The sequence below is a fragment of the Phormidium sp. FACHB-592 genome, assembly GCF_014695795.1.
In the GTDB taxonomy this organism is placed as follows: Bacteria; Cyanobacteriota; Cyanobacteriia; order Leptolyngbyales; family Leptolyngbyaceae; genus Stenomitos.
Genome location: NZ_JACJOZ010000086.1, coordinates 37,199 through 63,537, shown reverse-complemented (window position 1 = coordinate 63,537; position 26,339 = coordinate 37,199). Strand labels below are relative to the sequence as shown.

The following is a 26,339-nucleotide window of genomic DNA, read 5'->3' as shown; positions in this document are numbered from 1 at the left end:
GACCACGCTACAGGAGCAGGGTAAACGCCTCCAGCTTGGTCTTAAATAGGGCTATGCCTTCATCAATGCATATTAATCAATGACTCACTTCATTAGAACTTGCTGTACCAAACTCTCAATTTGATCCGTACAGGGTGTCTTTTAAATACAAACCTTTCATATAAACCCCTAAAGCATAGCGTTTGTTGAAAGCGACTCCGGTTTGCGTGCCTTCTTATTCTCACCTGGGTAAAGCTAGAGAAAGAATCGATCGCCTGCAACCTTTATGATGTTCTTAGATATTTCCGCATTAGAGCCAGATTGGAGCCGTGAACAATGCCTACGCTGGTGGTCTCCAGGGCAACAGCTCCTCAAGTCAATTCGTCGCTACCAATATTGGCAGAAGCATGGCGGCATTGTGGGTCGCTTATGCACAAAGTGGCATGTCCTAGAGCATCGGTTCTGGAGTGTGGTTACAGCAGCAGATATTCCCCTAAATTGTCAGATTCAAGGAGGACTGTTGCTCCCACATCCAAACGGGATTGTGATTCATCCAGATGCAGTGATTGGTCCAAATTGTCTGATTCTTCAGCAAGTAACCATTGTGAGTGGTGTGACGATCGGTGGACACGTGGATCTTGGTGCTGGCGCTAAAATCATCCGTCCAGTAGCGATCGGCAATCATGCAAAAATTGGCGCTAATGCTGTCCTCTTACGTGATGTGCCAGCGTACTCGGTGGCAGTAGGTGTTCCTGCACAAATCGTCGTCCGTAGAGAATCGTCCAATATCTTGCCGAAACTACATAGTGATGCTGCCTAAGGCGCTTGTGTGAAAGGAGGGGGCAGGTATAAATCCCTATCCCCTAAATCCATGCTGTAGTAGACACTCTGTGGCTTAGAGGATGTTGTAGAAGTCTAGATGTTTGTAGCTTTGGCGACTAAACTTTATGCTTAATGAACGTTTGTCGCTTTCAACATATGGTAAGCAATTAGTAGCTGTGTAAGGGCGAGAGGGTAGCTTCGTAGCGTTTCTCCTGTAGTGCCTGTCACTGTACCCAGTTCAGAATGGATATCACGATTGCAGGCATCAATTAAGTTTGGGATGTCGCTACAGATAAAGCGCTCCAGCTTCGTTACTTGATCACTGGTAGCGTGACCGTCAATTTCTAGCACATCAACGGGTTTGCCCATATCGCGATCGAGTCCCAACCGGATGGCAGAGTCAGAGTGAACAGCATCGGTGCTTACGACCTGAGTTAAGTCGGGGTGTGGGATGTTGGGTCTAAGTACCAGACGAACATTGAGGTGCCCATTGCTACCATCAATCACCTCAGTCGAGGGATAAAAGCTGACCACCAGATCTGCCCATTGTCGTTGGGGACGAATATATGCTTCGGAGTCAGGTTCGCGCTTGACTATTTCTGCCCGCACCTGCTCTTCAGAGTAACCCCGCTTTTGGGTGTCTCGCTTGATCTTCCACTGTATCCGCAGGTCTTCGGGTGGGGCAAGGTAAACCTTGACGTCATAGGCTCCGCGAGTACCCCGCGTCGAGTAGCCTAGCAAGCCTTCTGCCACCACAAATTTATTGGGCTTAATGTATTCTGGTGGGTCAAACGTTCCGGTCTTGTGGTTATAAATAGGTTTGAGAATTGGCTGCCCGGTGCGGAGTTGAGATAGATGCTGCTGCATGATATCCAGATAGTTGCAGTCTGGATGCAAGGCAGTAATGCCAAGTTCAGCACGCTGTTTGCGATCGTAGCGGTGATAATCATCCGTACAAATGACGGTCACATTTTCAGGACCGAGGAATTGAGCAATCCCTTTAGTCAATGTCGTCTTACCAGCAGCACTATCGCCAACGATGCCGAGAATAATGGGGCGATCTGTCATAGTTCCTCCGGAGCGAGCCGTTTGATTACGGTTGTTTACAAATTTGGCTTATTTTAAGGTATGAACTGGGAAGAGACGCGAACACAGCAGCCAAGAGGAGCCAGCGCATTTGCTCGATGGTCAAGCACTCTGTGCAAAGACGTTTGCTTATGGCTGGAGCTGCAAAAAACTTGGCGGTTGCAATGAAAGTACCATCTACGACTAAAAAGACGGGTAGCATTGGTTGCTCTTTGCTTGATCATCAATGCCAGAGGCACAAAACTCAGAACTGCCTGTGTCCCGAACTGCCAATATGAGAACCAAAAACGTAAGTGTCTAAGCTTTCATTTATTATCAGTAAGGCTAAACTTCTAAAGCTTTATTAAGAATTACTCTATTCTTCTTGGCTGCGCCTCTTTCACCTGTTATTCCTTTTCACTTTACGGAACCCTCATGAAACTGTTTGTTTTCCATACGCCTGAGTTAACGCCGACTGCAACAATCGCCGATTGTGCTATCGCAGTTGATGTCTTGCGAGCTACCAGCACGATCGCAACGGCGTTGGGGTCTGGCGCAGAGGCAGTTCAGGCATTCAGCGATTTAGACAAGTTGCTGGCTGTCAGCGAGACATGGGCACCCGACAAACGGATTCGTGCTGGCGAACGGGGCGGCTCACAAGTAGAAGGCTTTGACTTTGGCAATTCACCCCTTGACTGTACACCAGAGCGAGTGAGTGGTCGTCGTCTGTTTATCAGTACCACAAACGGCACACGGGCACTTCAACGTATTGAAGCAGCTCCTACCGTTCTGGCAGCCGCGTTAATCAACCGTCGTGCTGTGGTGCAGCACCTCGTTCAACAGCAGCCCGATGTTGTCTGGATTGTTGGGTCTGGATGGGAAGGCAGCTATTCGCTAGAAGATACAGTATGTGCAGGCGCGATCGCCCATAGCCTGCAAGCCGAACTTGGTATTGCCCTTGAGCAGATTGCTGGGAACGATGAGACGATCGCGGCTGTCAGCCTTTACCGCCAATGGCAAGACAATCTACTGGGACTTTTCCATCACTCAACCCACGGCAAACGGCTCCTAAAGCTGGGCATTACCGAAGACCTAACCTATTGCTCGCAGCAAGACACATTAGACGTACTGCCAATACAACGTGAACTCGGCGTGCTGGTGAAGCAGTAGGCGGCTTGGACTTCACCTTATACCTGTCTTGATGAATGAGCCTTGACATAGTATTGCAGGTAAAGCTCTGGTGCCCTCCTGACCTAGAGTGGTCAGAAGCCAGAGTCTAATCACTCTTTGGACGATCGCTGTCAATATAAATCACCACCTTAACGGGACCATAGCGATCGCGAATCGCCCGCTCTACTCGTTCGGCAATGCTACGAGCAATGCTTAGGCACTCTGGGTGCAGAATCAGCCGCATTTCTACAAAGACCTGACGACCTACTACGCCGCGAGACTGGATACCATAGCAGTGCGTGATCCCTTCTACCTGATGGATGGTTTGGGCTAAAGCTTCGGGAGCGATCGCGATTTGCCGCATGACCGATGGCAACTGCCAATTAAACACGCGCCAACAGTTACAGATTGCCGCCAGCACCAGCAGCATTGCCAGTACTGGGTCAAGCCAAAGGTAGCCACGCGCAACACCGACTAAACCAGCCAGCACTGGCAGCATTAACCACGTATCTTGAAACAGATGACCCGCACTAAAACGTAGGGCGCTGTTCTCCAAAAGCCCCGCTTCGTAGCGCTGAAAACAGGCAAGGCAAAAGTTTGTCGCTATGACCACACCCAAAAGCTGAAGCAACGGCGAGTTTACCCGCACAGGCAACCAGCTAGCTTCCTGCGCGATCGCCTCCAATTGCTGCGCCGATACCACCAGCAAACTCAGACAGGCAAACCCCATCAATGCAGCCAGCAACAGCGCCAGCACCGACTCTACCTTGCCGTGCCCTCCAACCTCTCGACTGGCAGGATAGCGCGACGTGATCGCGATCGTGCTCAGAAGGATACTAAACCCATTCACCAACGTTTGTAGCGATTCAGCCAGCAAGCTCAATGATTGCGTTGCCCAACCAATCCACACCTTTACAACTAAAATCAGTAGCGCCAGCCAAAGCGACGCTAATAAGACCTGACGACTTGCCCGACGACGACCCTGTGCCTCAGCCATAGCTTACAAGCTACTATGAGATTTGCTTTCACATTATCAGCGGTTAATCTGGTAATGAACGAAAACTAACAGGTTAACGCTGGAAAAACTTACTAACTGAGGCAGAAGGCTAAAAGAACTTTTTACTCCTTCACCTCTTTACCCCTCCCGCCCCTTCACCTCTTTACCCCTCCCGCCCCTTCATGCAAAATCGATCGCTCCCCGCAGACATCAAACTTCTTGTGCTGGATATTGATGGCACGATCGCGGGTGTTGAAAACGAGATTCGTCAGCCCGTGATACAAGCAATCCGGGCAGCACAGGCAAAGGGGATCAAAGTGGCGATCGCCACGGGACGTATGTATTGCGCGGCGCTACGCTTCTATGAAGCAGTTGGTTCAACTCTGCCGCTGATGGCATATCAAGGCGCATGGATTCAAGAGCCAGCAACGCAAACGATCCATCGTCACTGGACAGTGCCGAAGTCACTAGTGCTACAGCTTTTAGATTACTTTGAGCAGCCAGAATTACGATCGTTGCTTTCAGTGCATTTCTACATCAACGACCAACTCTACGTGCGCGAACTTACCTCAGAGACAAAGGAGTATGCCAAACGCTCTGGCGTACAGCCAATTCCTGTTGGTGATTTACGCACAGCACTGACAGCCGAGCCAACAAAAGTTTTGGCGCTAAGCGACGACACAGCTTTAATTACTACTCTGTTGGGCAGTTTGCAAAGCCGCTACACACCCGCCGAACTCTATCTAACAAAATCTGTAGCAACGTTCTTTGAAGCAACTAACCCGTTGGTCAGCAAAGGTACGGCGGTTCGCTACCTTGCAGAAGAGTATTTAGGGCTGAAGGCAGAAAATGTGATGGCGATCGGCGACAATTTCAATGATGTGGAGATGATTGAATATGCTGGCATTGGCGTCGCCATGGGTAATGCGCCAGATGCCGTAAAAGCCTTAGCGAACTGGGTTGCCCCTGATGTTGAGAAGGATGGCTCTGCTGCGGCTATTGAGGAATTTCTACTCTAAGGAAACGCTGGAGCGATAACTTTCAAAATGCTGCCGTAGCGATCGTGCAAGCTCTAAATACTGGTGGTTGGACACTGATAGCTAAGAATCGCATTCAAAGCTAACTAGCTTTAAAATCAGAAAGAGCACCGACGACTTGCCGTGTTTCGTCTCGGTGCTCTTGCTGGTTCGCTCCTCACACACTCAAGAATATAGCTGACTGCAACAGGTTTGTCTATTAAAAAGGTAATCAGAAAAACCTATGTCAAATTTGCTCAGTATCGAAATTTTCTGATAACCCGCGCCCAGTCTGCCTTTAGAGCTCTACTACAGGCTGAAGATTTAGCCCGTCTGCTAAGAGTACATACAGAATGCGTTGGGTTGCCAGTAGTAATCCTAGCTGTGACACCACTAAGTTTGGCTCTGTTCCAGTTTTACGCCATAGTGGATGCACACGATGGAATGCCTGCATGGCTTGCGCGATCGCCTGCGCTGATCGCAAGCTTTGTTGCACACGATGCGGCGATTCGTTAGACAAGCAATCCAGTGCCTCCACTAAATAGCCAAGCAGCCTACGATCGACAGGATGGTTCAGGCAAAGTTGGGCAGTAGAGGTCAGCCAAGGTACAGACGGTGGGTTCACAACGCGCCAGGCGAGTGGAGCTACATCAAGCCTGTCCAGCGTGATTAAGCCCTCACTATGAGCAAGCCGCAAGAGTGAGCAGCAACGGGCATAAGCATATTGCACTTCAAAGATTGCCGCTGTTGGCAACAACATCTGCCGCTCTGTTGAAGTAAGACGCACCCATGACTGTTGGGGCAGCGCTTTAGTAAGGAGACGGTCAAGCCACGACGCGATCGCTCGATCACTCAGCTCAAATTGCAGCAAGCCTATAGCGGTAGGTTGCACCACAATGCCTGATAAAGAGTCTTCCTCCGGTATGGGAAGCGGCTGCAACAACGCATCAACTAACTGGGCAGCAATCAGTGCTGCGGGCTGAGACGGAGTAGCCAAACGATGGGCGATCGCACAGACATAAACAAACGGTATTGATTTGCTGGCACGCTTAAACGGTATCGCTCGTACAATTTGATCAAGGCTTGATCGCTCTTCCTGCTCTGTTGTGACGCGATCCACGATTGTTGTTGCTACATCACTTTGGCAATCGCGAAGGTGTTGAGCGACCGCCTGGCGCAGTCTCATTCGTAACAGTGATAACATAGCAGGAAGCTAACGCAATCTTGTGCTAGATGTCTCTCGCTTAACCGTTACTTCGCGTCATTTGTTACGCTGCTTCCGGTCTGAGACAAATATGCTTTGGCAAACACAGTAGGGATAGATTCCGCAGACGTTTTGTTTAAGAATCCTGAGCAGTATCCGAGATCGCTACCTTCCATCTGTATCGGATGTAGCACTATTAGTTTAACTAATAGAACTACTGTGTTGACATAGACTTGTAAGTGAAATGTGAAGGTAGATTGATGATACCTTTTTGTTGCAATGCCCTGAACTCGGCTTTAGTCGTAGAGTCTAGTGTCCTGGTCGTAGGAATGAATCTTACATCTTTCCTACTGCCCTTAGAAAGTCCCACAGCCTCCATAGCCTATGTACTCACTAACATCTAATTCTGAGGCAGCGCGTCCGTTTCTTACCTGGCAACGGATTATTGATTGGTCTCAAGAGCATTACCGCATTCGCACCTTTGCCAAAGATGAGAAGCTGCCAACTAGACCCGGACTTGTCTACTTAGTGCAGCGAGGCGCGGTCCGGTTGGTTGGTAGCGCTCAGGTGAATGCTACTGGCAACAATGCCTCACGCCTGCCGCGGATTAGTCCAGAAGAAGCTTTTTTGGGCTTTGTTGGAGCAGGACAACCCTTTGAAATCGTCGCTCAGTCACCGTTTACGCTGCAAAGCTATGCCCATGTTGACCAGACATCGGTGCTGTGGATGTACTGGCATGATCTAGATAACTGGCCCCACTTTCGTCGTGAAGTGCTGGATGCGTTTCGCTATCAGCATCAACGTAAGCTCCTCTGGCTCAGTACGTTGGGGCAGCGTCGCACAATCGACCGCCTGCTTGGTTTTCTGACCTTGCTGATTGAAGAATATGGTGAACCGAGCGAACAAGGTTACTGCTTGCCGTTTCCGTTAACTCATGCTCAGATTGGTAGCGCGATCGGCTCAACTCGCGTCACTGTTACTCGTCTAATGGGCAAACTTCGCCAACGCGGCATGATCAGTACGCAAGGAGATAACTTGCTCTGCATTCCTACAGATTCAACACTGACTCGTACCTGATCTTTACACTGTTCCTTCTGTATCCATCGCTGCTAGAATTGCCTGCTGACTTGCTGCCTGATACACAGTTTTCAAATAGTCCATTGCTGCTGGTGCCTCTGATGGTGCGATCGCACCTTCTGAAGCCACTTCCGCTTTGAACGGTATGGGACCCAACACATCCAACACTGTCTCGCTCGTTGGTGGTGGCGCAATGACAACCAATGATGACTCTAGCTGCTCTGTGTAATGCCAGAACTGCTCGATCGCCAAGGGTACACCCAGCGCCGTTGTTGGCTCTGCTATGCTGCTATCTGGTGAGTCTTCAGATGTTTCTGCAATTCCATTAGCAGTACTGCCTGCACTCCGAATTTGCCGTAATGCTTCAATAATTTGCTCTTTAGTACGACCGCGTAGCTGAAATAAGACGAACGGATCTTCGCTAAAGCGATCGCCCAGTAAGTAATACACAGCCCCAATGTGCTTACACGGGTTAGCTGGATCAGGGCAGGAGCATTTGCTATGAATATCAAATTTGGTGAACGGAAACAGGCTTAACCCATTAGCTGTAAACACTTCCTCAATGTTTTGCGGCATTTCTCCTGCCAGCAATTTGGCAGAAAAAATTGCTCGTTGTGCCATGGACTCAATAACATACCCCCATTGATCATCCTCAAAGGGATCAAGTGACAGAGATACCTTATAGGGATCGGGTGCTGTGCCCTGGACCCTAGCAGCTACTTTTGATCCCTTAAAGTCGATACTGAGGACGTTGCCCTCACGAGCGTAGGTGCGTGCCCGTGCTAAGCGTCGTACCCAGCCGAAGGACTCCAGCACATCAATCCAGCGCTGTGCCCACCATTCACGGTTTGCTTGAGAGTAAGGATCGGACATGGGAAAGAGGGATAAGGGATAAAGGCTAAGACGAGCAGGCGATCACAATGTCTTTAGAGACTCTCTGGATCGACATTGAGTTCGCGCAGTTTGGCGGCTAGGCGATCAGCACGTTGCTGTGATGCTAAGGCGGCCTCAGTAGGGGAAGGAACTAGCTCACCTTCAGGCGTAAAGTAGCGTAGTTTATTCTCATGCAGACCCAAGAACAACTGTAGCTGCTGGCTCCAAAGCTGACCCTGAGCATTAGGCTGAAGCGGCTGGTATTGACCATTCACAAGAGCAAAGCCTGCAAATTCGAGGCTGTCGGGATCAAACCAGAAGTAGTCGTAAACTTTAAGCACATCCTGGTAAAGCTGTTTCTTTAAGCCTCTATCGATCGTTGCGGTGCTGTCTGACAACACTTCAATAATCACATTGGGTGTTTTGCCATCTTCTGCCCAGACAACCCAGCTTTTGCGGGGTCTGCGTTCTACGCCCAAAACGACAAAAAAATCGGGTCCACGAAAATCACGGCTGCGGAGTTGCTTCTCGCTAAAGTAAATGGTGCTGTTAGCACTGGCGTAAAAATCAGTGCGATCGCGCCACAGCCAGTTAAGGCAGTCTAAAAACAGTACGATTTGCTGAAAGTGAAGGTCGGTTTCCAACGGTGGCTCATCACTGTATAAATCGCAAGGCGGCAGCAGCACATCTGAATCTGGCAGTGCGATCACTGGGTCTTGAGCTGAAAACACTTGAGCCGAAGCCATGACTAACACCTGTTCTACTGCCAATGCCTATCAGCGTAGCAAACTTGCAGCCAGTTGCTTTTGTAGGAGCGTTCCATGGCACGTCTCTACTTTTCTAGACCATCTCAACTTACGAAATACAGACGTTCTTTTTGTTTCGGGGAACCGGGTTCGTAATAACCTGTGAGCCAGGAATCGTCAGGCTTGAGGTACACGGCTTTAGCTTCCTTTGGCTGCTCTATTGCTTGCATAGTGGTTACATAGCGAGAGTAGTAATGGTTGAACAGCCGCATAAATTCGCCCAGGTAGATATTGGCAACACGTCGATCGCCCCGAATCACCAGCATATTTTCGTCATTGTTTTTAGTTGAGGCATCGCTAAAGTTGGCAGAACCTGTAATCACAAGCGGGTCATCGCTGAGGGGATCGATCAGCATATATTTTGTGTGGATGTAGCGGACGTGGGTGTTGAGGTTAGTGGTCTTTTCTTGTAGGAAGCGATCGAATGTATCGCCTTTTTTCACCGCACCAACAGCAATGCGAGTATCGGGATCACGGCGCAAGGTTTCAATGTTGCCACCTTCTTTTTTGAGTAAGACATAGCGCAGATAATCTTTGTCTGCTGACAGCACTGTTGCCAATAAATCATTGACGCCAAAGGCAGCAGTGAGAAAAACAGCCGTATGGGTTACTTCCATGTGATCGGCGCACCATTCCAGTGCTGCCAGCGACCGACGGGGACTGAAGTTGACGTTGTTGCGTTGAGTGGTAAATCCTTTGGTACAGGCGTTTGCTGCCCAGTCCAGGGACGCAACTTGGCAGCAGTGGGATCTTGGCTCAACGCCTCCAGTAGTCGAGATAGCTGGCGGTAACAGCGGGATCGCGCACGATATGTCCGACATTGGAGTGCCCCAAAATGCCGCCATCAGTGATGTTGGTAGAACCTGTCCAGACTTGAAGGGGTTTGCCGTCTTTGAGCAAGACAATGAACTTGTTGTGGGCAATGTAGCTGGGGTTAGCTTGGCGAGGAAGGGTGAGGGCTTCGATGTTGGCGTTGGCGATCGCTGCCGGGTTTGCCTGTTTGGGGTAATTCTGCCCATTCGGCTTGGCATCAAAGATAATTTTGACAGTGGCTCCCGTTTTTTGTGCGGCACCAAAGGCTTGCAGTACGGGCAGATAGTGGAACTCATACAACGCTGCCCGCAGTTCGTATTGGCTACCCTTCGCTTGCTGAATAAAGGTCAGTAGTGCTTCGACTAACCCACGAAACAACCACTCCCAGGCACGACCTTTAGGCACCTGATCGGGCGGTAGATTTTTGAACTTGCGAGCATAGGCTTGCGCCCCCGCCACACTCCGATTGAAGTAGACGGTATGATTGCCCGTCGCCTCGTCTTCAGTCGTAATTTTGACTGCGACCGTCTCGCTTTGCTCCAACTTTTTGGGTTTGCCACGCAGTGCAACAATGCGGTAGGTGTAGTCGTGGGCTGGTTTGGCAGTGAAGTCACCCCATAAAAATGCCTGTATGGGATGTTCTAACAACGAAACCAGGCTACGGGGGGCAAGCTGGGATCAGTTTCTTCAAACGTACGAAAGCCTTTGAGCCAGTAGCGTTCGTCTTCGGTGCGGTCAATACGCTCGATCGCAAACCCCAGTACACCCGCACAACTCGACTCTGCCAGATCAAAACCTAGCAGGACAACAAATGGCGCGATCGTCCGCACTGCGATCGCGCCATTCGTTTTTTTGTTTCGCATTGCTTGTTACCGGGTGGGTTGGTCGCACGAGCCATTGCGGTTAGTGTCAGGCGTAGCATCGGGATAAAACGTACGGATCGCACCTGCCTTTTTGACAAATACGGCTTGATGTGGCTTGGTGCCAGGTATTGCGATCGTCAGGAGACAACCCTTTGATTCTTTGGAGGTAGACTTAAACAACTTAAACCCGCGTGTTGCTTCCAGCAGCATTTCTTGTGCATTGAGCGTGTAGGGATAGCCTTTGACGGGATTGTCTGCAATCACCCGACCGTTTTGCACGATCGCCACACCAAACGTATAGATTTCACCATCTACTACTTCTTGCGTTGCCTTTCTGCCGTTGCCAGTACGAAGAATGCGTCCGGCGACACCGTTCTGCTGTAGCTCCAGATACCGACCAACAAAATGTAGCCCGCATGCTCTTGCCGTCCTGCTCACCGCAGAAAATGTGCTTAAAGCCCTTTTGCTCAAACCAAATGGCAGTTAAATCATCTAAAAACTGGCTGTCGGAGCGACGCTTGGGCTTCAGCTCTCCGTCTGTTACCTGCTTGAGGTCGCGCACCACATCCGGGTAAAACGTCATCAACTGACGGAACTTAACATTGCTAACGGGCGCATCAAACTCGCCTCCGCAGAGCGCCAGAATCTTTCGATCGAACTCCTCCAACTCGGGTGGTGGTGGCGAAATGTCCTTCTGAGCACCGCTTGGAAAATCGACTGAAACAGGATCATCTTCTGTATCAAAGAACGGCAGGAGCGATGAACCGGGTTGGCTCGTTGGGCTGGGAGTCGGTGACAAAGTTGGCGATGGCTTAGGCGATGGGTTCACCACTCCAGATGCTTGAAAATTGCCGCAGGTCGCTTTTACCCAGCGTCGATCGGGTGTAGCCTGGGGCACCTCCAGCAAAACAAACTGACGCTGCGGGTTGTTAAACCCTACAACAGCGTACAAAACGCCGACGGTCAGCTTAATATTGCCAGGATTTTTACCGTTGATCGCTTGCGTTGCAGGGCAGGCTTGCGTTGCTGTAAAGGTTCCAGTAGGGGGTACTTGAGCCTGAGTTCTGTGAATCAAGAGGGCAGATGTAACACCTAACGATAAGCAGGCAACGCTGATCGTGACTGAGTTGGAGAAGGGGGGCATAAATAACGACTCCTGATGGGATGCTTGCGGAACTTACAGCAAGTCGCTACAACAGGCAATAGCGTTACTCGGAAGTTTTTAATAAAAATCTACATTACAGCCACTTCTAATTGTATGAGTCAGACTTTGCGCCCCTTCACTCTACCCCCTCCTACTTCACCAAATCCAGCTTCAGCGTGCCAAACTTCGGCGACCAAAACCCATCATGTCCTTTAAAGAAAGCAACCTCTTTACATTTTCCGCGTCGATTTTCCAGCAGTGAACAGCGCAACATCATCTTCTCCTTCCCCTCTTTTGTGTAGCAGTAGCGCTCCAACAATGCCCCACAGACTGGGCAAGGAACGTCGGTAAAGGCTTCTGGGTCAGGGATGCGTTGAGCATAGGGCATCTCATATCGTTTTCCCTCAGGATTCCAAAACATCACAGTGCCACAGCCTGCTCCGCCACACCTGAGAAAATGGTTTGCCTTCAGCTTTTTCGATTTTGATGGAATCTTGCTCATTGCCTCGCCACACTTAGGACAAGCAGTTTTCGTGACCGTTGCCTGTGGTTTTAGCTGGTTTGCCTTGGGCGATCGCGTTATGCCTTCTTTAGAGCCTTGCGCTCCATCCACATTCACCACCTGAGCGCTATTGGTTTTCAGTAATTGACCTGCTTGCTCCAAAGCAGGCGCAAAATAGGTGCGATGCCAAGCAGTCAAATAGCCCTGCCAGTCCTGCTTTCCGTGGGCGATCGTATCCAACGCGGCTTCCATCTGTGCCGTAAACTCTGGTTGAATCAACTCTGGTAGTAGTTTTTCTAACGCTCCATCTAGTCCCATTCCCAATGCAGTAGGCTGAAGTTTGCCTTTCTCAATCTGTACATACTCCCGTTCTTTCAACGTTTTGATGGTAGGTGCATAGGTGCTGGGTCGTCCAATGCCCTTGCGTTCCATCAACTGCACCAGCTTAGGTTCCGTGTAGCGAGGCGGCGGTTGAGTTTGTTTTTTGTCTGCGGCTGCCTGTTTTAGAGTCAGCGGTTGTCCCTGTTGCAATGCAGGCAATTGGCTATCGGCGCTCAGGTTGTTCCAGTAGCGGGTATAGCCAGGGAACTCTACGACCTGTCCGTTCGCTTCCCACTGCACTGCACCGGATTTTGTTACAATGCGCGTTTTCCGCAAGCGGGCAGAGCAACACTGAGAAGCAACCGCTCGATTCCAGATCAATTCATACAGCTTCGTCTCGTCTGCACTTGCTTGCAGTTGCGCGGGCACCCGCTTCACATCTGTAGGACGAATCGCTTCATGCGCTTCCTGTGCACCTTTCACCGCTCGATGCCGCGTCGTTTTACTAGGTAGATTTGTTGGATCATGCGCTTCCAGGTATTGACGCACAGCAGCACAAAATGGCTCTGCTAAGGATACTGAGTCCGTTCGCATATAGGTAATGTGCCCCGCTTCGTAGAGTGCTTGCGCCACTTTCATCGCTTTGTCAGGACTGAAACGCAATTTGGCACCTGCTGCCTGTTGCAAAGATGACGTGATGAACGGTGGTGGTGGTGCTTGCTGAGCGACTTTACCTTCAACGGTGACGACTTGATGAGGATTCGCACGGGCGATTGCCACTAAGCGATCGGCTTCCACCTGACTGGTCACTCGATCCGATTCCTGAGCTTCCTTCCCTTCTGTAGCATCATCGGGCGCTTCACTAGCTGCTGACTTAGAACCTGGCTTGGCGTTCAATTTGGCACGGTAGAACGCTTTAAACCCTTCCTGGTACTCCACCCAAACGCTCCAGTAATCCTGAGGTTTGAATGCCTGAATTTCTTTTTCTCGCACACAGAGTAGATGCAGCGTGGCACTTTGCACTCGTCCCATCGACTTGGCACCCAGGTTAAGTCGCCACACTATATGCTTGCTGCCCTTGTAGCCCACCAGCTTATCAAGACAATCCCGTGCTCGTCCGGCGGCAATGAGTGACTGGTCAAGCGTTCGAGGATGAGCGATCGCGGCTTTCACAGCCTGGGACGTAATTTCGCTGTAAACCACTCGATGTGGGTTTTTGAGTTTCAATTCCTGTTGTAAGTGCCAGCCGATGGTTTCGCCTTCGCGATCGGGGTCAGTAGCAATGTAGACCGCATCCGCTTGTTTCACAGCTTGGCGTAGGTCTGACAGTACCTTTTTGCCTTTCGCGCCTCGGGGTTCATAGCGACACTCAATGCGATCGCCGGATAGATCAAACCCTAGGGCATCCTCACCATCGTTTGCTAGCTCCCGCACATGACCCATACTGGCTCTCACAATCCAACCAGCGCCCAAAATCTGACTTAATTTTTTTGACTTACCGGGACTTTCAATCAGCAGCAGGTTTGCCATGCATTCAGTTCTTGCTCAATGCCTTTATAGTACAGGCGATCTAAAAAAGAGGAAACTGTATGTATAGCAAAAGGATGCGGATGAAAGATGAGGGATGAGTAGAAGCTATTGCTCAAAGGAAGTTTCAGGGTTGATGTCAGTCCTAACGTTCTCTTCGACTGCCATAGCCCACTTTGCTAATTTTTATCAAGCCAATAAGTTAGCCTCGCACTCAGCTCAGGCATCACAGAAGCAACTTACTACTGTAAAGTCCTTGATAGAGAACGAGGCTACTGTAGAGAGAAAGGCTGGTGGATAGGTAACAGCCTTTTACGACACTTGCTTACTCAGTAGTGCCGAGAACCGTTCGTCTTGGCGCAAAAGGTCGAAATCGGAATTGGTTCGAGCGCTCTCACGATACTCGTTCGGGTCTAGTTCGAGTGCCTGCTGTAAGTTTTCAAACGCTAGATCGAAGTCGCCTTGCAAAGCATAGCAGCACGCTTTGTTGTAAAGAGAATAGGGGCTGTTGGGTTTGAGCGTCAAAGCCCTGTCATAGCTTTTGATGGCTGCTTCCAGAAAGCCCAGGTGATAAAGAGCGTTCCCGCGATTAGTCCAGGCTTCTTCAAAATCGGGTTTGAATTCCAGAGCTTTGTCGTAGCTAGCAACTACTTTCTCGATGCGATCGAGCCGGCGTAGCGCGAGTGCGCGATTGTACCAAGCCCAATAATAGTCTGGCTTGAACTCGATCGCACGATCGTAACTGAGTACGGCTTCGTCGTAACGCTCCAGGTTACGAAGTGAAATACCTCGGTTGTACCAAGCCCAGTAGTAGTTTGGTCTGAACTTAATTGCCTGGTCGTAGCTAGCGATCGCGGCTTCGTACTGTTGTAAGTCATCCAAGGCGCTACCCCGGTTATTCCAGGCTTCCGGAAAACCTGGTTCATACTCAAGCGCCTGGTCATAGCTGGCAATCGCCGCTTCATAGCGTCCCAGATGATATAGGGCGTTCCCACGGTTGTACCAGGCATCGGGATAATCGGGCTGAAGCTGCAACGTGCGATCGTAGCTACTAACCGCCGCGCTAAAGTCCTTCTGCTTATTCAGATATAGCCCTTTCTGGAAAAGGAAGGCGGCTTCTACATCCTGAATATGGCTCATAAGTTCAGTGTCTCAATGGTTTCTTGTGCCTAATATGCCCAAAGAGGGTGGCAGAAAAACAGTTTAAACCCTCTACCTCATAAATTACTTAATGATTTACTTAAAGCTTTTGTAAACCGAGCCATTTGCAACAGGGGCAGAAAGGGGTTTTTTATGGTTCGTTGGCTTGTACAGTCCGTTGGCATTGCCTTGAGAGCCGTAACAGTTTACCCAAGACAGAAGGCTTGACGTTGCTAACACAGGGCTGCTCTGACAGACTGCGTGCAGAGCGTAAGGTTTGGTCGGCGCTTTTGGTTCAGTAGTGGGGCTGGCTGGTTAGGTTTAGTGGTTACTCAATTTGTAACGATTCGAGGTTTTCATTTCAGTAAAGGCATAATAGCAGCCATCCAACATTCTTTATCAAAGGCTGCCGATGTTGTTATGGCATGATGCCCGCACGTATCAAATTCTTTTCCTGGCGCTCTTTTTGATGATTGGGCTGGGCACACGCGATTGGACGTTGCAGCCGGGCATGATTGCTGTGGCGATCGCAACCTGTGTGCTTACGCAATGGGTGATGGTAGCGGTCAGTGGTCAGGGGGTAAAAGGCAGAAGGCAAAAGGCAGAAGGCAAAAGGCAGGCGGCGGAGCAAGGAGGGGAAGGTTGGGGGTGGGGAAAATTCAAAGCTTTTAGCTTTTATCCTTTAGCCTTCAGCCTTCAGCCTTCAGCCCACCGCAAGGCGGAAGCAAGCTACAGCCTTCAGCCCTCTTTCCTTTCCTCTCTCCCCAGTGCTCTTGTCACATCGCTGGGACTGAGCATTCTCGTGCGTGCTGATCATTACAGCACGATGGTTCTGGCATGTGTGGCGGCGATCGGCAGCAAGTTTCTCATTCGGGTGCAAGGCAAACATATTTTTAATCCTGGCAACTTTGGCATTGTGGCAGCACTCATGCTGACATCAGATGCCTGGGTATCGCCAGGGCAGTGGGGTGAAGAAGGTTGGTATGCACTACTGTTTTTGAGCTGTGGTGGTTTGGTGCTCCGGCGAGTCGGACGCTGGGATACGACAGTAGCGTTTTTAGGTAGCTATGCCGTCCTTGAGGCAATACGCAATGTTTTGCTGGGCTGGACGTGGGATGTGTGGGCACATCGCTTAATGAGTGGCTCGTTGCTAATGTTTTCCCTCTTTATGATCACTGACCCGCGCACGATTCCCAATGCTCGGATTGGACGGTTACTTTGGGCAGTAGCGATCGCCCTTCTCACCTTTTTTCTCCGCAACTACCTGTTTCTTTCCACTGCTGTCTTCTGGGCACTCTTTGCATTGGCACCGTTAAGCATTCTGATTGATGCTGTTTTTCCAGGCGATCGCTTTGTGTGGAGCGATGGAGCAAGGGAAGCAGAGGGGGCACAGGAAGCAGGGGAAGCAGAGGGGGCGCAGGAAGCAGGGGAAGCAGAGGAGCGAGAAATGACGGCACTTGTCACTTAAAGCTTGTAAACCTGGGCAGCTATCAGTATCAACCATCAGCTAGTGCTTCGTACACAGAAGCTAGAACGCAGAACTCAAAACTCTCTTGACTCCTTTCCAACAACTCAAAACTACGATCATGAAACCCTTTCGTATTCTCATTACTTTATTTCTCACCTGCCTTGTTTGCCTGGTAGTGGCTCCTGAAGCATGGGCATTTTGCGGCTTTTATGTAGCCAAAGCGGATACTAAGTTGTATAACCAGGCATCGCAGGTGGCGATCGCGCGTGCGGGTAAGCGTACTGTGCTGACGATGGCAAATGACTATCAGGGCGAGGTAAAGGATTTTGCGATCGTTGTGCCTGTCCCTGTGGTGCTGCGGAAGGATCAGATCAAGGTGGCTGACCCCAAAATTATTGAGCGGTTGGATGCCTTCAGCGCGCCACGGTTAGTAGAGTACTTTGACGAAGATCCGTGTGAGCAGGGTCTGTACGATCGGGCAATGCCACCTCGCGCTGCGGCAGCACCAAGTGCAGCTCAAGAGTCGAACAGAGTACGCCAAGATTCACTGGGGGTCACTGTAGAAGCGCGCTACACCGTGGGCGAGTATGACATTTTGCTTTTAAGCGCAAAGGAATCGGATGGACTGCAAACCTGGCTGACCCAAAACGGCTACAAAATTCCGAGAGGCGCAAATCAACTGCTAAAGCCGTACATTCGGCAAAAGCTGAAGTTTTTTGTAGCGAAGGTCAATCTGAGTGAGTACGACAAAACGGGCTATCAATCGCTGCGTCCACTCCAAATTGCCTACGAGTCGCCACGCTTTATGTTGCCGATTCGGTTGGGGATGATCAATGCGAATGCGGCGCAGGATTTATTAATCTATGTGTTGTCTCCACAAGGGCAAACAGAAGTCACCAACTATCGCACGGTTAAAGTGCCATCTGAAACAGAGATTCCGGTGTTTGTCAAAAATGAGTTTAGCGATTTTTACAGGGCAATGTTTCAGACGGCATACGATCGCGAAGACCGCAAAGTTGCCTTTATGGAATATGCCTGGGATATGTCAAACTGTGACCCCTGTTCGGCAGAACCGTTATCGCAAGCTGAACTAAAGCAGGCAGGTGTCTTTTGGCTTGACAATCCAGATAGTGATGCAATGCCCCAGTCATCAGGCGGATTCCGTCCAGGTCGCTTTCCCTCATCCAGCGTTTTCATTACTCGCCTGCACGTTCGCTACACCCGCGACAAATTCCCGGAGGATCTGGTCTTTCAGGAAACGGGCAACCGCAACCTTTTCCAGGGTCGCTATGTGTTGCGTCATGCCTTTACAGGCGAGCCGAAATGTCAGGCAGCGTATCAGTATCGTCGATCGCTTCCCCGGCAGTTTGAACAGCAGGCGCAAAATCTAGCGCGTTTGACTGGATGGAACATTCAAGACATTCGTAAAAAGCTGCCGCAGATACGGGCAGATGTGCGTCCCTTTTGGCAACAACTTCTGTCTAGCTTGATTGACAAATAGTGTCGATCGTCCTGTCCCCTGTCGAAAGGTGCTGTTTTGTCTCTCTACAGGGGATGACGCGGCTATGAGTTGAAGGCAGAATAAGAGGGTTGCAACTCAGCGAACCGGCAGTTATGGATAGCTTGAACGATTTGTTTCAGAAAACCCTTTATTTTGGGGCAGGGTTAGTAGCGTATACGATCGAGAAAATCGAGCATCTGGATGAGAGCGTCTCAGCGCTACAGGTCGAAGTGCAGCAAACGGTAGATGAACTGATTGCACGAGGCGAACAGGTGATGACGCAAACCCAGCAATCGTCTGATGTGACTGATTGGCAGGTTGCACCCTTACGTCGCCGGCTGGTAATGTTGCTCAACGGTAATGAAACGCTGGCAACACACTTGGTTGAACAAGCACAAGATACCTATCCTGATCGTTCCTTAATGTGGATTTACGAGAAAGTCATTCACGATTTAGAGCGCGATCGGGGCTTATAGATGCTGTCTCAAGAACTCATCAACTGTTATTACCGCCACAGCACGAAATGGATGCAGTACAAGCAAATCTCTGTCACCAGTGATGATGTACTGTGCTTGACCGTTCAATGCCAATTCTAAAAGCTTGTCGTCTTTGCGATCGGACTTAAATAGTGGAAAGTATTTAAATTTGGACTGTACAACAGCACTTTTATTGTGACTCTAGCCAAATTGAATCGTTGCGGCGGATGGTGCCGCTCTGCAAAACTGAGGCACGGATACCGGCAATGACGTTGTTATGTTGAGCGGTTGTGCGTAGGATGTCCAGATCGTTTGGCAAACCGGATTGTGCCATCGTTGTGACGACGCAGCGAGGGCAGGCGGTATCAATGCTGAGACGTACTTCATTGCCGATCGCCAGTACACTACCGACCCAGGCATCTTCCACAAACGCTGCCTCATCCGCTACAGGTTTAATCAGAATGTTGGGTCGAAAGCGGCATGGCTCAAACTGTCCGTCTGGGTAAAGTGTCTGAAGTTTTGCCAAAGTTGCCGTCGTTAGAGCGTGAACAAAGCAAGAATCAAAGAACGTATTAGGAGGCAGCACTAGTTCTGTGATCGTTTCCTGATACGCTGTTCCTTCCACGTTAGGCCAATACTGGTCTAGGCTAGCGGTTTTTGGTGCAGACGAGAGTAGCCGTACCTCGCGACCAAGCAGCCCAGAGAGAATGCTGTTAGTTTCGATCGCCTCACTGATTAGAGAACGACCATCCGGTAGGGATACGTTTACTGGAGGAATCTCTTCTCGCACGGGAGTTGTTGTGTACGCTGCCTGAAATTCGAGCAGCTTCGCCCACTTTTTAGGATTCTTAGCGCTGGCGACCCTACCGCTTTGCACATCTAACAGCGCGTAGGCGCGATCGCCTAATAGTCCCTGCTCAGTGATCTCTGAAGCCTCCAGTTCCTCTCCCAGCATTGATTTCACAGGATACCGCCAGAGCGTTTCTACTGAGCCAACCATCACCCTCATCATCACACCTTGCTTACAACTGGCTAACGCTAGCAAGACTAGAGCGCTTTAGGAGTATCAGAAGGTACAGGGTTCATTCTTTCCCAGCCAATGAGGCAGATTGGGCTAGAGCCGTTTTACTACGTAGAAGCGTCTGAATTGCTTGAACTCTCTCCCCACTCTGCTTTACTGTTTTAAGGCGTTCATTGCGATCGAACATGGCAACCATCAACGACAACTATCTCAAACTCAAAGCGGGCTATCTGTTTCCCGAAATTGCGCGACGGGTAACAGCCTTTGCAGAGGCGAACCCAAACGCGAAGGTGATTCGACTAGGTATTGGCGATGTCACCGAACCACTGCCAGAAGCCTGTCGTACTGCCATGATTCAGGCGGTTGAAGAAATGGGCGATCGTGCCAACTTCAAAGGCTACGGTCCAGAGCAGGGCTATGCCTGGTTACGCGAAAAGATTGCAGCACACGATTTTCAGTCACGCGGCTGTGACATTGATGCAGCCGAAATCTTTATCTCCGATGGTTCCAAGTGCGACTGCGGCAACATTCTCGACATCTTCGGCAACAACAACAGCATTGCTGTGACTGATCCCGTTTATCCCGTGTATGTAGATACGAACGTGATGGCAGGGCATACGGGCGAGGCAAATGAGAAGGGTGAATACGGTGGTTTGGTGTATCTGCCAATTACTGCCGCAAACCATTTCACAGCTGAGATTCCGACACAGAAAGTAGATCTCATTTACCTTTGTTTCCCCAACAATCCGACAGGCGCGACTGCCAGCAAAGAGCATTTACAAGCGTGGGTGAACTATGCGCGATCGCATGGTTCCATCATCTTTTTTGATGCTGCCTACGAAGCTTTCATCACCGATCCAACGATTCCCCACTCCATTTATGAAATTGAAGGAGCACGGGAATGCGCGATCGAATTTCGATCGTTCTCCAAAAATGCAGGCTTCACAGGTACTCGTTGCGCGTTGACTGTTGTGCCCAAAACACTTACTGCCAAAGCTGCCGATGGCTCAGATGTAGAACTGTGGAAACTCTGGAACCGTCGTCAATCCACCAAGTTCAACGGTGTATCCTACATCGTCCAACGTGGAGCCGAAGCCGTTTATACAGAAGCAGGACAGGCGCAAATCAAGTCGCTGGTCAACTTCTATATGGAGAACGCTGCCATTATCCGCGAACAACTGACTGCGGCAGGAATCACTGTCTATGGTGGCGTAAATGCGCCCTATGTTTGGTTGCAAACGCCCAACGGTCTCTCCAGTTGGGATTTCTTTGACAAGCTGCTGCACACTTGTAATGTAGTAGGCACACCTGGTTCGGGTTTTGGCGCAGCGGGTGAAGGCTACTTCCGCCTTTCGGCATTCAACAGCCGTGAGAATGTGAAAGAGGCAATGAAGCGAATTACGGAGACGTTTTAAGTTTAGGGCAAGGTTTGTTGAGCTTCTGTACTTCTCTCAGTTAAGCTCAGCAAATTAGCCTTTAAACTTTGTTGATTGAATTACGATTAGCTTAATAGGATAGCTATGTAATCAAAGTTTTTGGTAGAAATATAGCATGAGGAAAAAGATAAGTAGAGATGAACTCACAAAGAGATCTGCTGAACAAACTGAAGAATTGATAGCATCAATGAATCGTTTGGCAAACTGGATCGAAGGTGCTCATCAACCTTCCTCTGGTTCTTATCTGGAATCTCTAATTTCCAGCCATCTCAAACGCAGATTGCCTGATAGATTTTCTGTATCCACTGGTTTTTTATCTTCTATTGAAACGATTGAAGATGATGGTTTTGAGCGTTTTATTTCTAGTCAGTTTGACATTTTGATTTGGGATTCTCATACGTATCCACCATTATTTAAGAATGATGACTTTGTAATAATTATGCCTCAATCTTGCTATGCCATTATTGAGGTTACTAATACTCTTGATGGAAAGAAGCTGCAAGAAGACATTCAAAAAATGGATAGCTGTTTCTACTGGTATGGTTGTCAGAGACAAAAATTCAATCCTTTTACAGCAGTTATTGGGTTTAACAGTAGCCTTTCCACTCTAGAAAGTCTTACAGAAAGGTTGTTTGAGGCTCTAACCTTCAATCATGACGTTCCTTTGGGCTTGAGATACAATCATCTCAAAACCTTTCGGAATAGATCCAATCCTATTCAGAATAGATCCAATGTTATTGGGTTTCCTAATGCTATATGTGCAATTGACAAAGGATTAGTGTACGCAGAATGGGAGCCTATTGACCAACGTATTTACGTTAAGTATCAGGGAACATATGTTAACCAGGTGGATTCTTTTGGGCTGTTTGAAAAAAAGCTCCTCTTAAATATAATGGAACAGGCTGATAATTCAGTGCAATTTTTTGAATATGATTTGTATTCTGAGTTTCTTCATGCTGCTGCTGAAAATAAAACTTTTTTCTCTATATTAGGCAACCTGGACGAAGATTTCTCATTCGATGTGCTTGTTCAGCATGATTCAAGGTTTCAAAGTTGTGGAAAATGTTTAAAGTTTGAGCATAATCAAGAAACTAAAAGTGGTTTAAGAAAAGGTTTTTGGGTTGAGGATATAAGTTCAGGAGCCAAGAAATCTTACGGTAGGTATCATAAAGGTAAGAGAGACGGATTGTGGAGTTGTTATTGCCTAGAAACGCGCAGTCTAGTTACAGAAAAATACAAGAATGGAAAGATAATTTCGAGCTGTTCGACATAGGGAAGAAAAGCCTTTAGTTAAATAGCTTTGGTTCAATTAAAACAACCTCAATATAGTTACACTCGCCTGCTTATAAATGAGTTATTTTTGCAACTGACGTTGAGCAAGCAGTCGATCGCGCCATCTTTTAGAAAGCAGTTTTGATCAGAACTTACGCGGCGTTTAACACCTCTTACTTTGCGGACGGCAAGGAGTAGGTAAGCGATAACTGGGTACATCAAGTATGTTAGTGCCCTAAGCTTCCTAAAGTTCAAACTGTAGTTTTTGGCGCGAATGTAATCCCTGCTCCAAGTTGCGCAACCATTTCTGCACGAGATGAAACCTCAAGCTTACGAAACATTCGCTTCAAAGCCTGCTTGACAGAATTCTCAGTGATCCAAAGTTCCTTGCCAATTTCTGCATTTGTTCGCCCCAAACCAACTAATGCGGCAATTTGCAATTCACGAGGCGTTAAACGTTGGCATAGCTGCTCCGAAAGAAGCTCGCTTCTCAAGGACTGGTGCTGTGACTTCCCTTCGTCTGGGTGAGCTTCGCCAACATAAACAGCTTGCGAACGCACTGTAGCAGCCCAAACAGATAAGTGTAGACAAATTCCACTCAAATCAGCCAAGTTTTGTGTATCAAAGGCAGGCATTGACTTTTCGCGCGTGCAGCCGACTGTACCAACTAATTGACCGTGGCTGACGATCGGTCCTGCCATCACATGCCAATGATCAGGACGAGGGCAAATAAGCGCCCACGCCTTAGGTGATGTTACTAAGCCTTCATGAACAGGCGTATGGCGCTCTGCTAAGTAACGTGCAACAGGATTATGTTCGATCGATAACGCAACTTGTAGGGCTTTTTGAAGTTTTTTATCAGCTACGATTTGGTCGAAAAAGAAGATTGCCGATCGCGTGGCTGCAAAATACTCGCCAAGCTTAGGTGCAATATCTGTTCGCAGATCGTGTTCGTTTTTTAGCTGATTGATTTTTTCAAATAAAAGTTGCAATGAAAGCATCGTGGTGCCAAAAAGAGTACTCGATCGAGGACTAGGCGCGGTCAGTTGCCACTCCTAGTATAAGAACAGATTTAAGCGCCGTTGCAAAGGAGATGGATTATGACTGGCTCACAAAAGCACATTATTGGTATGGTTTTTTATCCCGGTATGACAGCACTAGATATGGTGGGACCACATCAAGTTTTTAGTGCGCTTCCTGGTGTTCAGATTTATCGCCTCTGGAAGACTTCAGACCCAATCAAAACCGATGATGGCATGGTGATTTTGCCGGATACCACCTTTGAAAATTGCCCACCTTTGGATGTTATCTGTGTTGGTGGCGGTTTAGGGCAGGCGGCAGTAGTAGATGATCCAGAAACACTTGATTTTTTCCGAAAACAAGGCAGCACAGCAAAGTTTATTACCTCTGTGTGTGGCGGGTCAGAGTTTCTGGCGAAAGCTGGGTTACTACAAGGCTATCGAGCAGCGACTCACTGGACAGCACGAGAACAACTTGCAAAGCTGGGTGTTGAGGTTAGCACCGATCGCGTAGTCGTTGATCGCAATCGTATTACGGGTGGAGGTGTGACAGCAGGAATCGATTTTGGTTTGACGATCGCTAACATCCTGTGTGGCGAGGAGGTTGCCAAAATTATTCAGCTATTAATGGAGTACAACCCAGCCCCACCCTTTGATGTCGGTTCACCCGAAAAAGCGGGAGCTGAGTTGGTTGCTAAGGCAATGTTATTTATGCAGGGAATATCAACTTTAGAACTAGCAAAATCAGTAAGCTGATATGACTACAAATTTGGAAACAATTCGCGATATTGCTGCTACTACAAGCTGGATGAAACTTGGCTTTTACGCAATTTCCATCCTCTTTAACGTTTGCTTAATGGCTCAGGTGTTCACGGTTGGTGTTGCCTACTTCACTGATCCAACTTGGTGGCATATTCATGTATGGCTTGTGCGAGGGTACAGTGGGCTGGCGCTAATCTTGCTGGCAGGCTCGTTGGTTGCTCCATTCTCGGACAAAATTCGATCGCTCGCCGCCAGTCTACCCGTGCTGCTTGGACTCCAGTTTTGCAGCATTCATCTCAAGGCCCCGCTTCACTTAGAGGTGCTTCATCCTCTAATTGGCTTCACCTTATTCTATGTTTCTTCAAGTCTTGTACATCGTCTATCGAGTGAGGTGTTTAACAAGTCAGATGTTGTGACTAATGCTTAGGAGGAACTTGTGACTTCAACTCAACGAGACGTTCGCGTCACCATTATTTCTAGAATTTGGGCTTATGCAACGGCAATGTTCTTAATTTCTCTCTTGCTTAAGGGGCAGGGACACGATCGAGCAGTGCTCTTCTTGCCAGCAACAATTGTGTTCGGTGCGGTCACTAGCACGATCGTTGTTTTGAGAAAGTTGCGCGATCGCCAGCATGACGCTTCATTGCCCTCCGACACGCTGGAGGCGCTTAAACAACGCCTTGAGAATTTAGAGGCGATCGCTACAAGTGACGCCAGTTATTGGGAGCATTCTCCAAAGCAACTCGATCAAACAACTCTCGATCATCGTTGAGTTGATTAGGGTGACAGCACGTTGGTCATGCGATCGCCCAGGGAGCACAAAACAGCCTTTTGCTGATGCTACCGAGAGCGCCAATGACCGCCATCTCAACCGTCAAACTATTGGCAGAGTCCTTCTCGGCAACAGCTATAAGTTGGAGCGAAGGAACCAAGTGGTTGTCTTTCTACAGTCCCCTAGGCTTGAAGTTATGATGCCCCTGTAGGATCAAAGAGGCTTTGTAGCTCTTACAACGCTTTGGTTCCATCTCACCCCTGCTTACAGCACAGTATGCACTCTTCCCCTCAAGCCGACTCAAGCCGCCCTGGTCGTGGTTGCGTCCCTGCTACGGCTATCATCTGGGGCTGCTCGACAGGTATGTTAGCCATCAATCTGCTGCTCTCGACCAGTGCCCAGAGTGAGATGGCGATCGCGATCGCGATTGTGGCAGGGGCAGCGATGAGTACGATGACAGTCTGGCTATCCACGCGCAATGCTGTTGTCCCACAGGCTGAGGTTAAGGACGAAAGCTAAGGAGATTTCTAGCAAACAAAAGACCCGTAGGGGCAGGTTTGATACCAACGTGATCGGCTATTCGCAAAGCTTCTGGCAAAACCTGCCCCCTACAAGCGGTACATTCTTTCTCAGAGATCTCCTAAGACCTTAGCTTAGCGCTAGCTCTCTGAGTGTTCAGCCGCGATCGCCGCATCAATTTCTTCGGTGTTCTGAGCATAGTAGGTGTGGACTGCTTTCAAATCGTCTCGGGTCAACTGTGGGTAGTCACTCAGTAAATTTGCATCAGAGCAACCCTGAGCGCGCAAGGCGACCAGTTGCCATACGGGAATTTGCGTCCGACCAATACAGGCGGCTCCGTTACAGATGCCAGGTGTTTTTCTAATTTTTGCCGTTGCCATGTCTCATCCCAAGGGTCTTACATTTCTTGTCAGTGCTTAATGAGGCTGAACGCTACTTCACGAGTAGCATCCACCTTACTGCTATAGCGCCAGCTTCATTGCGCTAGTCATGTTTTAGCATTGCTTTGCTGTGAGGAATGGTTGCCAGAGGTAGCGGTATCCAGCATAAAGCTATGTAAATATTCTACCTAAAAACAGCTTGCACCCCGGTCGATCGACCTCAGATTGCTTCACTTTGTACTACTTCGAGAGCCAATTGCCAGTACGATCGACACTGCTGAAACTGCTGCACTGCAAAGCTGTTACAGCAAAGGGGAATTGTCATACAGAACAACGCCTGTAAAGGTGTACTAGTGACGTTGGGCTAAACTTTGGACAGCTTATTGCTCAGAAA

General features: G+C 49.0%; 29 protein-coding genes and 1 pseudogene. 13 read left to right on the top strand and 17 right to left on the bottom strand.

Annotation, left to right across the window (positions count from 1 at the left end; genetic code table 11):
• Positions 1-265: 265 nt before the first annotated feature.
• The gene (locus tag H6F86_RS24305) at positions 266-799 is read left to right on the top strand and encodes a serine acetyltransferase (protein WP_199305471.1); all 534 of its coding nucleotides are present in this window, start codon (positions 266-268) and stop codon (positions 797-799) included.
• Positions 800-930: 131 nt separating this feature from the next.
• On the opposite strand, the gene H6F86_RS24300 is transcribed toward H6F86_RS24305, so the two are convergent.
• Positions 931-1,869, bottom strand: a complete 939-nt coding sequence (locus H6F86_RS24300) for a phosphoribulokinase (protein WP_190452127.1) — start codon at positions 1,867-1,869, stop codon at positions 931-933.
• Positions 1,870-2,301: 432 nt separating this feature from the next.
• Here H6F86_RS24300 and H6F86_RS24295 point away from each other — a divergent pair, with 432 nt between their 5' ends.
• Positions 2,302-3,036: a 2-phosphosulfolactate phosphatase family protein gene (locus tag H6F86_RS24295; protein WP_190452125.1), complete on the top strand. Its 735-nt coding sequence runs from the start codon at positions 2,302-2,304 to the stop codon at positions 3,034-3,036.
• Between the two features lie 106 nt (positions 3,037-3,142).
• Here H6F86_RS24295 and H6F86_RS24290 read toward each other — a convergent pair whose 3' ends face one another.
• Positions 3,143-4,033 (bottom strand): cation diffusion facilitator family transporter, encoded by an 891-nt coding sequence (locus H6F86_RS24290; protein ID WP_190452123.1) that lies wholly within the window; start codon positions 4,031-4,033, stop codon positions 3,143-3,145.
• Between the two features lie 182 nt (positions 4,034-4,215).
• Between H6F86_RS24290 and H6F86_RS24285 the strand changes: the two genes are divergently transcribed.
• On the top strand, positions 4,216-5,052 hold the full coding sequence (locus H6F86_RS24285) for a Cof-type HAD-IIB family hydrolase (RefSeq protein WP_190452121.1): 837 nt from the start codon (positions 4,216-4,218) through the stop codon (positions 5,050-5,052).
• A 295-nt stretch (positions 5,053-5,347) separates the two neighbouring features.
• On the opposite strand, the gene H6F86_RS24280 is transcribed toward H6F86_RS24285, so the two are convergent.
• Positions 5,348-6,235, bottom strand: coding sequence for a hypothetical protein (locus H6F86_RS24280; protein ID WP_190452119.1), 888 nt, complete (start codon positions 6,233-6,235; stop codon positions 5,348-5,350).
• A gap of 402 nt (positions 6,236-6,637) precedes the next feature.
• Here H6F86_RS24280 and H6F86_RS24275 point away from each other — a divergent pair, with 402 nt between their 5' ends.
• Complete coding sequence (locus tag H6F86_RS24275; RefSeq protein WP_190452118.1) at positions 6,638-7,330, top strand: Crp/Fnr family transcriptional regulator; 693 nt, start codon at positions 6,638-6,640, stop codon at positions 7,328-7,330.
• A gap of 3 nt (positions 7,331-7,333) precedes the next feature.
• Here the strand turns inward: H6F86_RS24275 and H6F86_RS24270 are convergent, their stop codons facing one another.
• The 9 genes from H6F86_RS24270 to H6F86_RS24235 form a co-directional block, all read right to left on the bottom strand.
• On the bottom strand, positions 7,334-8,203 hold the full coding sequence (locus H6F86_RS24270; protein ID WP_190452117.1) for an SWIM zinc finger family protein: 870 nt from the start codon (positions 8,201-8,203) through the stop codon (positions 7,334-7,336).
• A gap of 53 nt (positions 8,204-8,256) precedes the next feature.
• Positions 8,257-8,949 carry a Uma2 family endonuclease gene (locus H6F86_RS24265; RefSeq protein ID WP_190452116.1) on the bottom strand — a complete coding sequence of 231 codons (693 nt, stop codon included), beginning with the start codon at positions 8,947-8,949 and terminating at the stop codon, positions 8,257-8,259.
• A 104-nt stretch (positions 8,950-9,053) separates the two neighbouring features.
• Positions 9,054-9,830, bottom strand: a complete 777-nt coding sequence (locus tag H6F86_RS24260; RefSeq protein ID WP_190452115.1) for a phospholipase D-like domain-containing protein — start codon at positions 9,828-9,830, stop codon at positions 9,054-9,056.
• Positions 9,766-10,470: a phospholipase D-like domain-containing protein gene (locus tag H6F86_RS24255; protein ID WP_190452114.1), complete on the bottom strand. Its 705-nt coding sequence runs from the start codon at positions 10,468-10,470 to the stop codon at positions 9,766-9,768. Before H6F86_RS24255 ends, H6F86_RS24260 begins: the two co-directional genes overlap by 65 nt.
• Positions 10,464-10,685, bottom strand: coding sequence for a hypothetical protein (locus H6F86_RS24250; protein WP_190452112.1), 222 nt, complete (start codon positions 10,683-10,685; stop codon positions 10,464-10,466). The genes H6F86_RS24255 and H6F86_RS24250 overlap by 7 nt, the downstream gene beginning before the upstream one ends.
• Before the next feature lie 6 nt (positions 10,686-10,691).
• Positions 10,692-11,075 carry an EndoU domain-containing protein gene (locus H6F86_RS24245; RefSeq protein WP_242033677.1) on the bottom strand — a complete coding sequence of 128 codons (384 nt, stop codon included), beginning with the start codon at positions 11,073-11,075 and terminating at the stop codon, positions 10,692-10,694.
• Positions 10,990-11,829, bottom strand: coding sequence for a hypothetical protein (locus tag H6F86_RS32460; RefSeq protein WP_242033672.1), 840 nt, complete (start codon positions 11,827-11,829; stop codon positions 10,990-10,992). The genes H6F86_RS24245 and H6F86_RS32460 overlap by 86 nt, the downstream gene beginning before the upstream one ends.
• Positions 11,830-11,980: 151 nt before the next feature.
• The gene (gene topA, locus H6F86_RS24240; protein ID WP_190452109.1) at positions 11,981-14,182 is read right to left on the bottom strand and encodes a type I DNA topoisomerase; all 2,202 of its coding nucleotides are present in this window, start codon (positions 14,180-14,182) and stop codon (positions 11,981-11,983) included.
• A gap of 309 nt (positions 14,183-14,491) precedes the next feature.
• A complete protein-coding gene (locus H6F86_RS24235) occupies positions 14,492-15,319 on the bottom strand; it encodes a tetratricopeptide repeat protein (protein ID WP_190452106.1) in 828 nt (275 codons plus the stop codon).
• Positions 15,320-15,731: 412 nt separating this feature from the next.
• Here H6F86_RS24235 and H6F86_RS24230 point away from each other — a divergent pair, with 412 nt between their 5' ends.
• The 3 genes from H6F86_RS24230 to H6F86_RS24220 all read left to right on the top strand — a co-directional run bounded on the left by H6F86_RS24230 (position 15,732) and on the right by H6F86_RS24220 (position 18,764).
• Positions 15,732-16,787, top strand: coding sequence for an RnfABCDGE type electron transport complex subunit D (locus H6F86_RS24230; protein ID WP_190452104.1), 1,056 nt, complete (start codon positions 15,732-15,734; stop codon positions 16,785-16,787).
• A gap of 118 nt (positions 16,788-16,905) precedes the next feature.
• Positions 16,906-18,288 carry a DUF2330 domain-containing protein gene (locus H6F86_RS24225; protein WP_190452102.1) on the top strand — a complete coding sequence of 461 codons (1,383 nt, stop codon included), beginning with the start codon at positions 16,906-16,908 and terminating at the stop codon, positions 18,286-18,288.
• A gap of 113 nt (positions 18,289-18,401) precedes the next feature.
• Positions 18,402-18,764, top strand: a complete 363-nt coding sequence (locus H6F86_RS24220; protein WP_190452101.1) for a hypothetical protein — start codon at positions 18,402-18,404, stop codon at positions 18,762-18,764.
• Here H6F86_RS24220 and H6F86_RS24215 read toward each other — a convergent pair.
• Positions 18,759-18,899, bottom strand: a pseudogene (locus H6F86_RS24215) (putative toxin-antitoxin system toxin component, PIN family); the annotation flags it as partial. The gene H6F86_RS24220 and the pseudogene H6F86_RS24215 overlap by 6 nt on opposite strands.
• Before the next feature lie 55 nt (positions 18,900-18,954).
• Positions 18,955-19,776, bottom strand: coding sequence for an MOSC N-terminal beta barrel domain-containing protein (locus H6F86_RS24210; RefSeq protein ID WP_190452098.1), 822 nt, complete (start codon positions 19,774-19,776; stop codon positions 18,955-18,957).
• Positions 19,777-19,970: 194 nt separating this feature from the next.
• Here H6F86_RS24210 and H6F86_RS24205 point away from each other — a divergent pair, with 194 nt between their 5' ends.
• Together H6F86_RS24205 and H6F86_RS24200 are read left to right on the top strand one after the other, a co-directional pair.
• Complete coding sequence (locus H6F86_RS24205) at positions 19,971-21,200, top strand: LL-diaminopimelate aminotransferase (RefSeq protein WP_190452096.1); 1,230 nt, start codon at positions 19,971-19,973, stop codon at positions 21,198-21,200.
• 136 nt (positions 21,201-21,336) lie between these two features.
• Complete coding sequence (locus tag H6F86_RS24200; protein ID WP_190452095.1) at positions 21,337-22,494, top strand: DUF6602 domain-containing protein; 1,158 nt, start codon at positions 21,337-21,339, stop codon at positions 22,492-22,494.
• 250 nt (positions 22,495-22,744) lie between these two features.
• Here the strand turns inward: H6F86_RS24200 and H6F86_RS24195 are convergent, their stop codons facing one another.
• On the bottom strand, positions 22,745-23,494 hold the full coding sequence (locus H6F86_RS24195) for a LuxR C-terminal-related transcriptional regulator (protein WP_190452094.1): 750 nt from the start codon (positions 23,492-23,494) through the stop codon (positions 22,745-22,747).
• Between the two features lie 99 nt (positions 23,495-23,593).
• On the opposite strand from H6F86_RS24195, the gene H6F86_RS24190 reads away from it, so the two are divergent.
• From H6F86_RS24190 to H6F86_RS24180, 3 genes are read left to right on the top strand one after another with little or no spacing between them, the layout of a single operon-like run.
• Positions 23,594-24,268, top strand: a complete 675-nt coding sequence (locus tag H6F86_RS24190; protein WP_190452093.1) for a DJ-1/PfpI family protein — start codon at positions 23,594-23,596, stop codon at positions 24,266-24,268.
• A gap of 1 nt (position 24,269) precedes the next feature.
• Positions 24,270-24,701 (top strand): DUF6220 domain-containing protein, encoded by a 432-nt coding sequence (locus H6F86_RS24185; RefSeq protein ID WP_190452092.1) that lies wholly within the window; start codon positions 24,270-24,272, stop codon positions 24,699-24,701.
• 9 nt (positions 24,702-24,710) lie between these two features.
• A complete protein-coding gene (locus tag H6F86_RS24180) occupies positions 24,711-25,046 on the top strand; it encodes a hypothetical protein (RefSeq protein ID WP_190452091.1) in 336 nt (111 codons plus the stop codon).
• Between the two features lie 25 nt (positions 25,047-25,071).
• Here H6F86_RS24180 and H6F86_RS32950 read toward each other — a convergent pair whose 3' ends face one another.
• Complete coding sequence (locus tag H6F86_RS32950; protein ID WP_277881707.1) at positions 25,072-25,206, bottom strand: hypothetical protein; 135 nt, start codon at positions 25,204-25,206, stop codon at positions 25,072-25,074.
• Between the two features lie 116 nt (positions 25,207-25,322).
• On the opposite strand from H6F86_RS32950, the gene H6F86_RS24175 reads away from it, so the two are divergent.
• Positions 25,323-25,565 carry a hypothetical protein gene (locus H6F86_RS24175; protein WP_190452090.1) on the top strand — a complete coding sequence of 81 codons (243 nt, stop codon included), beginning with the start codon at positions 25,323-25,325 and terminating at the stop codon, positions 25,563-25,565.
• 140 nt (positions 25,566-25,705) lie between these two features.
• On the opposite strand, the gene H6F86_RS24170 is transcribed toward H6F86_RS24175, so the two are convergent.
• Positions 25,706-25,945, bottom strand: coding sequence for a DUF433 domain-containing protein (locus tag H6F86_RS24170; RefSeq protein WP_190452089.1), 240 nt, complete (start codon positions 25,943-25,945; stop codon positions 25,706-25,708).
• Positions 25,946-26,339: the final 394 nt, after the last annotated feature.